The organism is Streptomyces sp. TG1A-60 (genome assembly GCF_037201975.1).
In the GTDB taxonomy this organism is placed as follows: domain Bacteria; phylum Actinomycetota; class Actinomycetes; order Streptomycetales; family Streptomycetaceae; genus Streptomyces.
Genome location: NZ_CP147520.1, coordinates 2,466,601 through 2,480,613 on the forward strand (window position 1 = coordinate 2,466,601; position 14,013 = coordinate 2,480,613).

At 71.0% G+C, this 14,013-nt stretch carries 8 protein-coding genes; 6 read left to right on the plus strand and 2 right to left on the minus strand.

The genetic code is table 11. From position 1 onward, the window contains the following. Nucleotides 1-20 precede the first annotated feature (20 nt). The 6 genes from WBG99_RS09975 (at nt 21) to glgB (ending at nt 9,949) form a co-directional block, all read left to right on the plus strand. On the plus strand, nt 21-1,232 hold the full coding sequence (locus WBG99_RS09975) for a S8 family peptidase (protein WP_338895984.1): 1,212 nt from the start codon (nt 21-23) through the stop codon (nt 1,230-1,232). A 230-nt stretch (nt 1,233-1,462) separates the two neighbouring features. Next, entirely contained in the window at nt 1,463-3,598 is a 2,136-nt protein-coding gene (locus WBG99_RS09980) for an alpha-1,4-glucan--maltose-1-phosphate maltosyltransferase (protein ID WP_338895985.1), read from the plus strand. Next, nucleotides 3,598-5,316 carry a maltose alpha-D-glucosyltransferase gene (gene treS, locus WBG99_RS09985; protein ID WP_338895986.1) on the plus strand — a complete coding sequence of 573 codons (1,719 nt, stop codon included), beginning with the start codon at nt 3,598-3,600 and terminating at the stop codon, nt 5,314-5,316. Before WBG99_RS09980 ends, treS begins: the two co-directional genes overlap by 1 nt. 91 nt (nt 5,317-5,407) lie before the next feature. Continuing rightward, entirely contained in the window at nt 5,408-6,886 is a 1,479-nt protein-coding gene (locus tag WBG99_RS09990) for a maltokinase (protein WP_338895987.1), read from the plus strand. A gap of 37 nt (nt 6,887-6,923) precedes the next feature. Continuing rightward, the gene (locus WBG99_RS09995; RefSeq protein WP_338895988.1) at nt 6,924-7,898 is read left to right on the plus strand and encodes a histone H1-like repetitive region-containing protein; all 975 of its coding nucleotides are present in this window, start codon (nt 6,924-6,926) and stop codon (nt 7,896-7,898) included. Further along, nucleotides 7,829-9,949 (plus strand): 1,4-alpha-glucan branching enzyme, encoded by a 2,121-nt coding sequence (glgB, locus tag WBG99_RS10000; RefSeq protein WP_338895989.1) that lies wholly within the window; start codon nt 7,829-7,831, stop codon nt 9,947-9,949. Before WBG99_RS09995 ends, glgB begins: the two co-directional genes overlap by 70 nt. 291 nt (nt 9,950-10,240) lie before the next feature. On the opposite strand, the gene WBG99_RS10005 is transcribed toward glgB, so the two are convergent. Next, nucleotides 10,241-11,512, minus strand: a complete 1,272-nt coding sequence (locus WBG99_RS10005; protein ID WP_338895990.1) for a cytochrome — start codon at nt 11,510-11,512, stop codon at nt 10,241-10,243. Between the two features lie 144 nt (nt 11,513-11,656). After that, nucleotides 11,657-13,906, minus strand: coding sequence for a UvrD-helicase domain-containing protein (locus tag WBG99_RS10010; protein ID WP_338895991.1), 2,250 nt, complete (start codon nt 13,904-13,906; stop codon nt 11,657-11,659). Nucleotides 13,907-14,013: the final 107 nt, after the last annotated feature.

Consider the following 14,013-nt stretch of genomic DNA (forward strand, 5'->3'; position numbering starts at 1 on the left):
CGAGGAGGGGGTTCTCACACATGCACCATCTGGCAGAGGCGAGAAGCTGGCGCGCACGCTGGGCGGGAGGCCTCACGGCGGTCATGACGGCCGCGGTGCTTTCGGCCGTCACCCTGCCCGCGCAGGCCGCTCCGGAGGGGCTCGTCATCGGAGCCGGTGATCCCGGTTCCCTCAGCGGCAGTTACATCGTGACCCTCAAGGCGGGAACGAAGGCCCCGTCGACGGCGGGAAAGGACGTGGCGGCGGAGTACGGGGCGAGAATAGGCCATATGTACAGCACGGCCCTGAACGGTTACTCCGTACGGGCCGGTGAGAAACAGGCCAGGCGTCTCGCGGCGGACTCCCGCGTGGCCTCGGTCGTCCAGGACTCGAAGGTCGCCTACGACCACCGGCAGCCCGACCCGCCCTCGTGGGGCCTGGACCGGATCGACCAACCGAAGCCGCCGCTCGACAAGAGCTACACCTGGCCCGAGTCGGCGGGCAAGGGCGCCACCGTGTACGTGATCGACACCGGCATACGGATCACCCATGAGGACTTCGGCGGCCGGGCCGGTCACGGCTGGGACTTCGTCCAGAACGACCGGATCGCGCAGGACGGCAACGGCCACGGCACCCATGTCGCGGGCACCGTCGCCGGCACCGCCCACGGCGTCGCCAAGAAGGCGAAGGTCGTCGCCGTGCGCGTCCTCGACAACGCGGGCTCGGGGACGACCGCCCAGGTCATCGCCGGTATCGACTGGGTCACCCGGCATGCGAGGAAGCCGGCCGTGGCCACCATGAGCCTGGGCGGCTTCGGCAACGCGCAACTCGACGCCGCCGTACGCAACTCCATAGCGTCCGGGGTCACCTACACGGTCGCCGCGGGCAACGACGGACTCGCCGCCGGCCTGTACTCGCCCGCCCGCGTCAAGCAGGCGATCACGGTCGGCGCCACCGACCGGAAGGACGTCCGCGCCGACTTCTCGAACTGGGGCCCGAGCCTGGACCTGTTCGCGCCCGGCGTGTCCGTCACCTCCGCCTCGCACAGGAGCGACACCGCGAAGGCGACCCTTTCGGGTACGTCCATGGCCACCCCGCACGCGGCGGGGGCGGCTGCGCTCCATCTGGCCGACCATCCGTCGGCCACGCCGGCCGAGGTGGGCGAAGTCCTGGTGGAGCGTGCGGTTTCGGGCAAGGTCAAGGACGGATATCCGGGCTCCCCGAACCGACTTCTCCAGGTCGACGGCCCGTAGGAAGCCGTAACACCACAGGTGAACAGCCCTTTACCCAGAGCGACTACAGTGACCGGTCTCGCCCACCCAGGACGAGGCCGGTCTTGTGTGTAGACATACGCGTGAGTAGTTAACAAAGTGCCGGAATGCCCACCCGCACTGTGTGGGAAGGCTCCACCGGTACGTCCCGCTGGCCCCACCTCCCCACAACTCTCATCCGCCCACCCACGTTGACGCGGACAGGAGCGGTCATGCCCGCCACGCACCACTCGTCAGCACCCCCGACGACCAGTACCACGCCCGCCGCACCCGACAGCACCGCCGCACGCCCCGCACGCCGGGCGCGCACCGGCCCGCCCGAGCCGACCGCGCCGCCCCCCAAGACCCCTGTGCCCCCGGGCGCCCCCACCATCGGGCGGATACCGGTCCTCGACGTACGGCCGACCGTGCACCACGGCCGCCGACCGGCGAAGGCGGTCGTGGGCGAGGCCTTCGAGATCTCGGCCGTCGTCATCCGGGAGGGCCATGACGCGGTCGCCGCCCATGTCGTGCTCAGGGACCCGGAGGGCCGTCCGGCCGGCTGGACCCCGATGCGCGAACTCGCCCCCGGCACCGACCGTTGGGGCGCCACCGTCTCCGTACCGGGCGAGGGCCTCTGGTCCTACGCCGTAGAGGGCTGGGGCGACCCGATCAGCACCTGGCGCCACCACGCCCACATCAAGATCCCGGCCGGCATCGACACCGAACTGGTCCTGGAGGAGGGCGCGCGCCTCTACGAACGCGCCGCCGACGGCGTCCCCGAGGGCCTGGGCAGGCGAGGCGTCCTGCTCGCCGCCGTGGACGCGCTCCGGGACACCGGGCGGCCCGCGTCCGCCCGGCTGGCGGCGGCGTCGGTGCCGGAGGTGGACGAGGTCCTGGCCGTGCACCCGTTGCGTGAGCTGGTCACCTCCAGCGAGCCGTTGCCGCTGCTGGTGGAGCGGGAACGGGCCCTGTTCGGCTCCTGGTACGAGTTCTTCCCCCGCTCCGAGGGCACCCCCGAACAGCCCCACGGCACCTTCCGCACCGCAGCCCGCCGCCTGCCCGCCATCGCGGGGATGGGCTTCGACGTGGTCTACCTGCCACCGATCCACCCCATCGGCACCACCTTCCGCAAGGGCCGCAACAACACCCTCTCCCCCACCGGCGACGACGTGGGCGTGCCCTGGGCGATCGGCTCACCCGAGGGCGGCCACGACGCCGTCCACCCCCACCTGGGCACCCTCGAGGACTTCGACCACTTCGTCACCGAAGCCCGCGCGCTGGGGCTGGAGGTGGCCCTCGACTTCGCCCTGCAGTGCTCCCCCGACCACCCCTGGGTGCACAAACACCCCGAGTGGTTCCACCACCGCCCCGACGGCACCATCGCCCACGCGGAGAACCCGCCCAAGAAGTACCAGGACATCTACCCCATCGCCTTCGACGCCGACATGCCCGGCCTGATCACCGAGACCACCCGGGTACTGCGGCACTGGATGGACCACGGCGTGCGGATCTTCCGCGTCGACAACCCCCACACCAAACCGGTCGTCTTCTGGGAACAGGTGATCGCCGACATCAACCGCACCGACCCGGACGTCATCTTCCTCGCCGAGGCGTTCACCCGCCCGGCGATGATGCACACCCTGGCCGCGGCCGGATTCCAGCAGTCCTACACCTACTTCACCTGGCGTACCACCAAGGAGGAACTGACCGAGTACGCCACCGAACTGGCCGGCGAGGCCGCGAGCTACATGCGGCCCAACTTCTTCGTCAACACCCCCGACATCCTCCACGCCTTCCTCCAGGACGGCGGACGCCCGGCCTTCGAACTGCGCGCCGTACTCGCCGCGACCCTCTCCCCCACCTGGGGCGTCTACTCCGGCTACGAACTGTGCGAGAACACCCCCCTCAAACCCGGCAGCGAGGAATACCTCGACTCGGAGAAGTACCAACTCCGCCCACGCGACTGGGACACCGCCGAACGAGACGGACGCACCATCGCCCCACTGCTCGGCAAGCTCAACGAGATCAGGCGCCGGAGCCCGGCGCTGCGACAGTTGCGCGACCTGCACTTCCATCACGCCGACCAGGAAGCGGTGATCATCTACTCGAAGCGCGCGGGCTCGAACACGGTTCTGGTGGTCGTGAACCTCGACCCCCACCACACCCAGGAGGCCACCGTCTCGTTGGACATGCCGCAACTCGGCCTGGACTGGCATGAGTCCGTGCTGGTGCGCGACGAGCTCACCGGCGAGGTCCACACCTGGGGCAGGAACAACTACGTACGTCTCGAACCGGGCCGCGCGCCCGCTCACGTACTGACCGTCCTGCGACCGTCCAACCCGCAGATCGGGGGGTCACCCACATAATGATCGTCAACGAGCCCGTTCCGGACACCTTCGAGGACACGCCGCAGAAGGACCGGGACCCGGACTGGTTCAAACGCGCCGTCTTCTACGAGGTCCTCGTCCGCTCCTTCCAGGACAGCAACGGCGACGGCGTCGGCGACCTCAAGGGCCTGACCGCCAAACTCGACTATCTGCAGTGGCTGGGCATCGACTGCATCTGGCTCCCGCCCTTCTTCAAGTCGCCACTGCGCGACGGCGGCTACGACGTCTCCGACTACACCGCCGTCCTCCCCGAGTTCGGCGACCTCGCCGACTTCGTGGAATTCGTCGACGCCGCCCACCAGCGCGGCATGCGCGTCATCATCGACTTCGTCATGAACCACACCAGCGACCAGCACCCGTGGTTCCAGGAGTCCCGCAGCGACCCCGACGGCCCCTACGGCGACTACTACATCTGGGCCGACGACGACAAGCAGTACCAGGACGCCCGCATCATCTTCGTCGACACCGAAGTCTCCAACTGGACCTTCGACCCCGTCCGCAAGCAGTACTTCTGGCACCGCTTCTTCGCCCACCAACCGGACCTCAACTACGAGAACCCGGCGGTCCAGGAGGAGATGATCTCGGCGCTGCGTTTCTGGCTGGACCTGGGCATCGACGGCTTCCGGCTGGACGCGGTGCCGTATCTGTACCAGCAGGAGGGCACCAACTGCGAGAACCTTCCCGCGACGCATCAGTTCCTCAAGCGGGTGCGGAAGGAGATCGACGCGCACTACCCCGACACCGTACTGCTGGCGGAGGCGAACCAGTGGCCGGAGGACGTCGTCGACTACTTCGGCGACTTCCCCAGCGGCGGCGACGAATGCCACATGGCGTTCCACTTCCCGGTGATGCCGCGCATCTTCATGGCTGTACGCAGGGAGTCCCGCTACCCGGTCTCGGAAATCCTCGCCAAGACCCCGGCCATTCCGTCGAACTGCCAGTGGGGCATCTTCCTGCGCAACCACGACGAGCTCACCCTCGAAATGGTCACCGACGAAGAACGCGACTACATGTACGCGGAGTACGCCAAGGACCCGCGCATGCGCGCCAACATCGGAATCAGGCGCCGCCTCGCCCCGCTCCTCGACAACGACCGCAACCAGATCGAACTGTTCACGGCCCTGCTGCTCTCCCTGCCCGGCTCGCCGATCCTCTACTACGGCGACGAGATCGGCATGGGCGACAACATCTGGCTCGGCGACCGGGACGCGGTGCGCACCCCCATGCAGTGGACACCCGACCGCAACGCGGGCTTCTCCTCCTGCGATCCGGGACGGCTCTCGCTGCCGACGATCATGGACCCGGTCTACGGCTACCAGGTGACGAACGTCGAGGCGTCGATGTCCTCCCCGTCGTCGCTGCTGCACTGGACCCGCCGCATGATCGAGATCCGCAAGCAGAACCCGGCGTTCGGCCTCGGCACCTACACCGAGCTGCCCTCGTCCAACCCCGCCGTCCTCGCCTTCCTCCGGGAGGCCCCCTCCACCGGGGAGAACGAGGACGACCTGGTGCTGTGCGTGCACAACTTCTCCCGTTTCGCGCAGCCCACCGAACTCGACCTGAGCGCCTACGGAGGACGTCACCCCGTCGAGCTCATCGGCGGAGTGCGCTTCCCGGCCATCGGCGAGCTGCCGTATCTGCTCACCCTCGCGGGTCACGGCTTCTACTGGTTCCGCCTGCGAAAGGACGCCGTGTAAGCCCGACCGGAACCCGGGGCGGGCCGGTTTCTCCCGGCCCGCCCGGGGCACGCATCAGTAACACCCCGCCCCGGGGAAAGGACGCGACGCCATGTCGGAAGCCGCCACGCACTCCACCGCGACAAGTCCTGCACCACTGCCCGCGGTCGAAGCGATGCCCGAGCTGCTCACCTCGCTGGAGCCGCTGCTGCGGGAGTGGCTGCCACGGCAGCGCTGGTTCGCGGGGAAGGGGCGGCCGGTCACCGGGTTCGGTCTGGTGGCGGCCACCGCACTGCTGCCGGTGGCTTCGCGGGTGGAGGACTCCCGGTCGGGCACGGCGAAGGCCGGGCTGCTGCATCTCCTCGTCCGCGCCCATCAGCCGCTGGTACCGGCCCAGGGCGCCCCGTCCCACCCCGGCGACTGCTACCAACTGCTGCTCGGCGTGCGCGAGGCGCTGCCGCCACGGCTCGCGCCCGCGCTGATCGGGCATGTGACCGAAGGCCCGCTGGCCGGACGGACGGTCTACGAGGCGCTGCACGACCCACGCCTCGCCGAGGTCCTCCTGGAGGCCCTGCGGACGCAGGCACACGTCGGCGGGCTGCGCTGCGGGCGGGACACGCGCCACGACATCCCCGAGGGCCTGGTGCCGCGCCTGGTCACCTCGGAGCAGTCCAACTCCTCGATCGTGTACGGCGATACGTTCATCCTCAAGCTGTTCCGTCGGGTCGTGCCCGGGGACAACCCCGACCTCGAACTGCCGATGACGCTGTCCCGCGAGCGGTGCCCCCGTGTCCCGTCGCCGGCGGCCTGGATGGTGGCCGACCTGGGCCCCACCGCCGATCCCGACGGCCACCACGTCCTGGGCGTCCTCCAGCCGTTCCTCCACGGCGCGGCGGACGGCTGGGAGCTGGCGCTGAGCGTGCTGGCCAAGGGGGAGGACTTCACCGCCGAGGCGCGGGCACTGGGGCAGGCGACCGCAGAGGTCCACACCGCGCTGGCACGGGCACTGCCCATGGTCACGCTGGGCCGGCCACAACTGGAGCGGCTGGTCGCCGGCATGACCGAACGCCTGGAGGCGGCGGCGCAGGCCGTACCCGCGCTGCGGCCGTACGCACCGGGGCTGCACACCGCATTCGAGGCGCTCGCCGACCTGGCCGCCGAGGGCCGCGCCTGGACGGCCCAGCGCATCCATGGCGATCTTCACCTCGGCCAGTGTCTCCGCTCTGCCTCCGGGGAGTGGTCGCTCATAGATTTCGAGGGTGAGCCGTCGAAGCCGCTGGCCGAGCGCCGTATGCCGCAGCCCGTCGCCCGCGACATCGCCGGCATGCTCCGCTCCTTCGACTACGCCGCCCACTCCCTCCGGCCCCCGGCCACCGACTGGGCGACCGCCTGCCGGGCCGCGTACTGCTCCGGCTACGCGGACGTCACCGGGGCCGACCCGCGCACCGATCCCGTACTGCTGCGCGCCTACGAGACCGACAAGGCCGTGTACGAGGTCCTCTACGAGGCCCGCCACCGCCCCGACTGGCTGCCGGTGCCCCTGGCGGCCGTCCACCGCCTGTCCACGGACACCGGCGCCGACACTCCCTGACCGCCCCACACCAGCCCCTGCCGAGGAGGCCGTCCCTGTGACTCCCCGCCCGCCGTCCGACGACAGCACGCAGCCCACCGGCGCCGCCGCCGAGGGCCCTGGCCCGGTGAAGAAGTCGGCCGCGAGGAAACCCGCCGCCGAGAAGGCGCCGGCGAAGAAGACGGCGACGAAGAAGGCAGCGGCCAAGAGCACGGCGAAAGCGGTCGCCAAGAAGGCCGCCGAGGCGACGGCAGCGGTCGGGAAACCCGCCGAAGGCAAGCCGGTGGGCACGGAGGTGACCGACGGGGCGCCCGCGGCGGTCGAGAAGGCGGCCGGGGGCAAAGCGGTGGCGAAGAGGACCGCCGGGAGCGGCAGGTCCGCGACGAGAAGGGTGGCGGACGGCGAGGGCTCGGCCGAGAAGACCCCTGCCACGAGGGCTGCCGCCAGGAAGGCCCCTGCGAAGAAGGCCGTGACGAAGAAGGCCGTGACGAAGAAGGCCGTGACGAAGAAGGCGACGGCCAAGAAGACCGCTGCCAAGACCGCTGCCGAGAAAGCCGTGGCCAAGAAGGCAGTCGCCAAGCAAGCCGTGGCCAGGAAGGCCCCGGCCAAGAAAGCCGTCACCGCCAAGGCCGTCGCCAAGAAGGCCGCCGCGAAGAAGGCGGTGAGGCCGCCGCAGAAGACGGAACGGGCGGCGGTGATGGTTCCTGCCGTCCCACGGGGCGCCGGAAGTACCGTGCCCGAACCGGCTGGGTCAGCGGTCCCCGAACCGGCGGCGGTCCCCAGGCAGTCCGCCACCGAGCCGGTCGTCGGCGAACCGGTGGTTCCCCGGCAGGCCACCGCCGGGCCGGCGGTCTCCGCCCCCTCGGCCCACGGACCCGGCCTCACCCGGCCCGCTTTCTCCCCGCCGTCGACGGCGCCGACCGCGACCGCCTGCTGGCCGGCACGCACCACGCCCCGCACTCCGTGCTGGGGGCGCATCCGACGCCCGGCGGGGTGGTGTTCCGGGCGTTCCGGCCGTACGCGCTCGGGGTGAGTGTGGTGGTGGAGTCGGTGCGGACACAGTTGCACGACGACGGGGGCGGGTTCTTCTCGGGGCTGTTGCCGTTGCGGGAGGTGCCGGCGGGGTACCGGCTGCTGGTCTCGTACGAGAGCGCGGAGCACGAGACCGAGGACGCGTACCGGTTCCTGCCGGCGATCGGCGAGCTGGACCTGCATCTGATCAACGAGGGACGGCACGAGGAGCTGTGGCGGGCGCTCGGCGCCGAGCCGATGACCCACCAGGGCGTCACCGGCACCCGCTTCACGGTGTGGGCACCGAACGCGCGCGGCGTACGGCTGGCCGGGACCTTCAACTTCTGGGACGGCACGGGGTTCCCGATGCGCTCGCTGGGCTCCTCCGGGGTGTGGGAGCTGTTCGTGCCGGGGATCGGTGAGGGCGAGCTGTACAAGTTCGAGATCACCCGGCCCGACGGCTCGAAGACGCTCCGCGCGGACCCGCTGGCCCGCCGTACGGAGGTGCCGCCCGGCACGTCCTCCATCGTGCACGCCTCGCACCACGAGTGGGGCGACGAGGAGTGGCTGGCGAAGCGGGCGGAGATCCCCGCGCACGAGGCACCGTTCTCCGTCTACGAGGTCCATCTGCCCTCCTGGCGACCGGGACTGACGTACCGTCAACTCGCCGAGCAGCTACCGGCGTACGTCTCGGACCTCGGCTTCACCCATGTCGAACTGCTGCCCGTCGCGGAGCACCCGTTCGGCGGCTCGTGGGGCTACCAGGTCACCGGGTTCTACGCGCCGACGGCCCGCCTCGGCACCCCCGACGACTTCAAGTATCTGGTCGACGCGCTGCACCGGGCGGGCATCGGCGTGCTGATGGACTGGGTGCCGGCCCACTTCCCGCGCGACGACTGGGCCTTGGCCGAGTTCGACGGGCGTCCGCTGTACGAACACGAGGACCCGGCGCGGGCGGCGCACCCCGACTGGGGGACGCTGGAGTTCGACTACGGGCGCCGTGAGGTGCGCAACTTCCTGGTGGCGAACGCCCTTTACTGGTGTGAGGAGTACCACATCGACGGCCTGCGGGTGGATGCCGTGGCGTCGATGCTCTACCTCGACTACTCGCGCGAGCCGGGCCAGTGGACGCCGAACGAGCACGGCGGCCGGGAGAACCTGGACGCGGTGGCCTTTCTGCAGGAGATGAACGCGACGGTGTACCGGCGGGTGCCGGGCGTCGTGACGATCGCCGAGGAGTCGACCGCCTGGGACGGCGTCACCCGCGCCACCCACCACGTCGGTCCGGGCGGCTTCGGCGGTCTCGGCTTCGGCCTGAAGTGGAACATGGGCTGGATGCACGACTCACTGGGCTACATGTCCAGGGAGCCGGTGCATCGCAAGCACCACCACAACGACATGACGTTCTCCATGGTGTACGCGTACAGCGAGAACTACGTCCTCCCCATCTCCCACGACGAGGTCGTGCACGGCAAGGGTTCGCTGGTGTCGAAGATGCCGGGCGACTGGTGGCAGCGACGGGCCGACCACCGCGCGTATCTCGGCTTCATGTGGGCCCACCCCGGCAAGCAACTCCTGTTCATGGGGCAGGAGTTCGCCCAGGGTACGGAGTGGTCCGAGGCGCACGGCCCCGACTGGTGGCTCCTCGACCCGGCGTACGGCGCCGAAGCCGACCACCGGGGCGTGCGCGACCTCGTCCGCGACCTCAACACCACCTACCGCCGGACCCCCGCCCTCTGGCAGCGCGACACCCACCCGTCCGGCTTCTCCTGGATCACGGGCGACTCCGCGGACGACAACGTCCTGGCGTTCCTGCGGCTCGCCGAAGACGGCACCCCCCTGCTGGCCGTCTCCAACTTCAGCCCCGTCGTCCGCCAGGGATACCGCTTGGGCGTCCCCGACGACACGCCGGCCTGGCACGAGCTCCTCAACACCGACGCGGCCCGCTACGGAGGCAGCGACGTCACCACCCCGCACCCCGTCAAGCCCGAACCGCGCCCCTGGCACGGCCGCCCGGCCAGCATCCGCGTGACGCTGCCCCCACTGGCCACCATCTGGCTCCGCCCGGCCTAGTGCCGCGGCACTAGGCTTCGGCCTCCGCTGGCCCCGCCCGTCCCGTTCCCGCGCCCCCGAAGGGGCGCGGGGAACCGCGCGAGCGACCACGCACCGGGCGCGCCCGCCCGACGGACCCGTCTTCCCCCCGGTCGTCAGCCCTGCTTGCGTCCTTTGAACATCAGCCGCCGCAGCGCCCCGAGCAGCCCACTGGGCGACCGCTCGGCGACCGGCGGCTCGGTGCTCGGCGCCACCGGCGGCGCGACCTTGTCCCCCGCCGAGGGGACGGCACCCGAGCCGTGCTCCGGGTGCTCAGCTCATAGCGGACCGGCAGCAGGCGCAGTCCCCGCACCACCGGCCCCGACCGCCACGGCAACTGGTCCGGTGGCAGGGTGAGTTCGGCGTGGGCGAAGTGGTCGAAGACGCGCCCGACGGCCGTGGTGACGATCGTCCCGGCGAGTTCGCGCGCGGCGCTCGGGCACTGGTGGGGTCCGGCCCCCCACGCCAGATGGGCCCGTGTGCTGATGGCCGAGTCGACGAGGGGGAGAAGCCGACCGCGAGCAGGTCGCGGTGGGCGGCGGCGACGGACGGGGACACGATGTCACCGGCCCGGACCCAGAAGTTCCCGAGCCGCACATCACGCCCCGCGAACCGGAAGCAGAGGTTGGCCGTGGGCGGATTCACCAGCGCCGCCCGGTTGACGGCCTCCCCGAACTGCCCGTCGGACAGGCTCCGTCGGACGGTCGCGTTGCCCCTCAGCACCTCCAGGAGGGTGTTGCAGACCATGTTCCCGGTGATGTCGTTCAGGTAGACCGCGTTCATGAACAGCTCCCGGCCCAGCTGTTCGTCGCTCAGTGTCGGGTCGGACAGCAGCATGTAGGAGGTCAGGTCCTCCCCCGGCCGGGAGCGCCGGTGTGCCGCGAGGCGGGTCATCGCGCCGTGGACCCGGCCGGTGGCGGGCCCCGCGTCCGGACCGCCGTCCAGCATTCGCCACAGGTCCATGACCATCTCGTCACCCAGTTCGACGGGACAGCCGAACAGCTTGGTCGTGACCATGAGGAGCAGCGGCCGGGTGTACTGCGCCGCGAGATCGGCGAACCCGGTGGTCCCGGACTCGGCCGCGAGCAGGGCGATGAGTTCGTCGGCGTACCGGGCGACGGCGGCGCGCAGCTCCCAGCCCTCGGGGCTGTGCCCGTCCTGGAAGGGCCGCATCGCCGAGTGGTGGCTCAGCCGTGCGGCCCGGTGTTCGTCGTCGTCGAAGAACATGGTCTGCCGGACCTCGTAGCCTGCGAGGAGCGGCCAGTCCTTCGGCAGCCGCCCCTCCGCCCGCGCCCGCCAGTGCCGTACGTCGCGCCGCCACACGCTCTCGTTGCGCAGGACCTCCAGCACCTCGCGGTAGTCGAGAACCAGCCACGCCGGCACCCCCATCAGCCCCACCGGCGCCACGGGGCCGTACGTACTCCGCAGTCGCTCGTAGACGCTGCCCGGGTCCACGTCGAACTCCGAGGTCAGCAACGGTTCCACGGGCAGCGATTCCAGGCTGGGGCTGCCGGCCGGGGCCGCCGCGAACGGATGAGTTTCCATGACCGACACGCATACCGTATGACGCATGCACGAGCTGTGACGATGACGGGAACCGTTACGGCTTGGTAATCCCTGATGCACCTGTGGTGACGGTGACTCGGGCCATGGCCCGCCGGACAAGTCCGTCCGGCAGGGCCCGCCCGGCTACTTCAGGCCAACCGCCGACAACTCCCGCAGCGCCTCCGGCAGTTCGTCCCCGTGCACGATTCCGAGGGCCTGCGTGGCCCGGGTCAGCGCCACGTACAGGTCGCTCGTGCCGAAGCGCCCCGGCTCGACGACGAGGACGGAGTCGAACTCCAGCCCCTTGGCCTGCCGGGGGTCGAGGAGGACGACGGTCCTGGTCAGGTCCGGTTCCGTGCCGGCCGTCACCCCGTCGAGGCGGGCCGCCAGCACCCGGTGCAGCTCGCGCGGCGCGATCACCGCGAGCCGCCCCTCGGCCGGGGTCAGCTCGGCGACCGCCTTGGCCACCTCGGCGGGCAGCTCCCTCGCCGCCGCGCGGCGCGCCCAGGGCCGTACGCCGGTCGACCGCACGGAGCGCGGCGGCTCGAAGTCCGGCTGCCGGGCGCGTACGACACCGGCCGCGACCGTCATGATCTCGGCGGGTGTGCGGTAGTTGACGCCGAGCCGGGTGTGCTCCCAGCGGTCCTCGACGTACGGGGCGAGGATGTCGGCCCAGGAGCCGACGCCCGCGGCCTCGGCCGTCTGGGCCGGGTCGCCGACCAGGGTCATCGAGCGGGTCGGCGAGCGGCGCATCAGCAGCCGCCAGGCCATCGGCGACAGCTCCTGCGCCTCGTCGACGATGATGTGCCCGAACGCCCAGGTCCGGTCGGCCGCCGCCCGTTCGGCCGCGCTGCGGTGGTCCTCCTCCTCGTGCCGCTCGGCGAACCGCTCGGCGTCGATGATGTCGTGCGCGGACAGCACCTCCGAGCCTTCGGGGTCGCTGTCCTCCTTGTCCTCGAACTCGTACGTCCGGGACGCGTACGACACGTCCAGCACGCCCTGCGCGTAGGCGATCTGGGTCTCCCGCTCCCGCTCGGCGCGTGCCCGCGCCAACCGGTCGTCCTCGCCGAGGAGTTCGGCGGCCTCGTCGAGGAGGGGCACGTCGGCGACGGTCCACGCGCGGGTGACCGGGCGGCGGACGGCGTCGGCGTCCTCCTCGGACACGTATCCGTCCGGCTCGGCGAGGAAGTCGGCGACCAGACGGCGCGGGGTGATCCGGGGCCACAGCTGGTCGATGGCGGACCAGACCTCGGGGTTCTCGGCCAGTTCGTCGCGGATCTGGGTGATGTCGGCGGCGTCGAGGAGGTTGGAGCCGTCGTAGGGGTCGGTGCCGATGCGTTCGGCGACCATGTCCGTGAGGGTGTTGAGGATGTGGCCCTCGAAGTGCTCGCGGGCCACGTTGTGCGGGAGCCGCGCCTGGCGGGTGCGCTCGCGGGCGACCCGGACGAGGTCGTCGTCGAGCATGAGGATCTCCCGGTCGTGCTCGATGGCGATCACCGGGTCGGGCAGCGTCTGCCGGTCCCGTACGACGGCCGCGAGCACGTCGGCCATGTCGGCGCGCCCCTTGGCCCGGGCCGCCGCCGGGGTGTCGGTGGCGGTGGCCCGGACGCCGGGGAACAGCTCGCCCACGGTCGCGAGGAGCACGCCGGTCTCGCCGAGCGAGGGCAGCACCTCGCCGATGTAGCCGAGGAAGGCGGGGTTGGGGCCGAGGATGAGGACGGCTCGCTTGGCCAGCAGCTGCCGCTGCTCGTACAGCAGGTACGCGGCGCGGTGCAGTGCGACGGCCGTCTTGCCGGTGCCGGGGCCGCCCTCCACGACCAGGACGCCCTGGTGGGGTGCGCGGATGATGCGGTCCTGCTCGGCCTGGATGGTCTGCACGATGTCGCCCATGCGGCCGGTGCGGGCCGAGTTGAGCGCGGCCAGCAGGACGGCGTCGCCGGTGGGGTCCTCGTGTCCGGTGCGCCTCTCGTCGCCGAGGTCGAGGATCTCGTCGTGCAGGGCGGTGACCCGGCGGCCCTCGGTGGTGATGTGCCGGCGTCGACGCAGGCCCATCGGGGTGTGGCCGGTGGCGAGGTAGAAGGGGCGGGCGACGTCGGCGCGCCAGTCGATCAGGATCGGGGTGCGCTCGGTGTCGCCCTCCCGCAGCCCGATCCGGCCGATGTGGTGGCTGACCCCGTCGGCGAGGTCGAGCCGACCGAAGCAGAGCGAACCGTCGACGGCGTTCAGCGCGGCCAGCAGCCCCGAGCGCTCGGCGACCAGGATGTCCCGCTCCAGGCGGGCCTGCATGGGCGTGTCACCCTGCGCCAGCGCGTCTGTGACGGACCCCTCGGTCTCACCGCGCAGGGCGTCCACGCGGGCGTACAACCCGTCGATGAATTCCTGCTCGCTCCGCAATTCATCGTGCGAAAAGCCGGTGTTTGACAATTCCACTCCCGCCCGGATATACTGTGCTCACTGAACTTCTTTGCGACTCGATCTTCTTGAAGTCGCGAACCATCAAA

Coding starts and splice junctions, on each gene's coding strand:
- WBG99_RS09980 (WP_338895985.1), top strand. CDS start 1,463: ATGCCCGCCACGCACCACTCGTCAGCACCCCCGACGACCAGTACCACG.
- WBG99_RS10005 (WP_338895990.1), bottom strand. CDS start 11,512: ATGGAAACTCATCCGTTCGCGGCGGCCCCGGCCGGCAGCCCCAGCCTG.
- WBG99_RS09975 (WP_338895984.1), top strand. CDS start 21: ATGCACCATCTGGCAGAGGCGAGAAGCTGGCGCGCACGCTGGGCGGGA.
- treS (WP_338895986.1), top strand. CDS start 3,598: ATGATCGTCAACGAGCCCGTTCCGGACACCTTCGAGGACACGCCGCAG.
- WBG99_RS09990 (WP_338895987.1), top strand. CDS start 5,408: ATGTCGGAAGCCGCCACGCACTCCACCGCGACAAGTCCTGCACCACTG.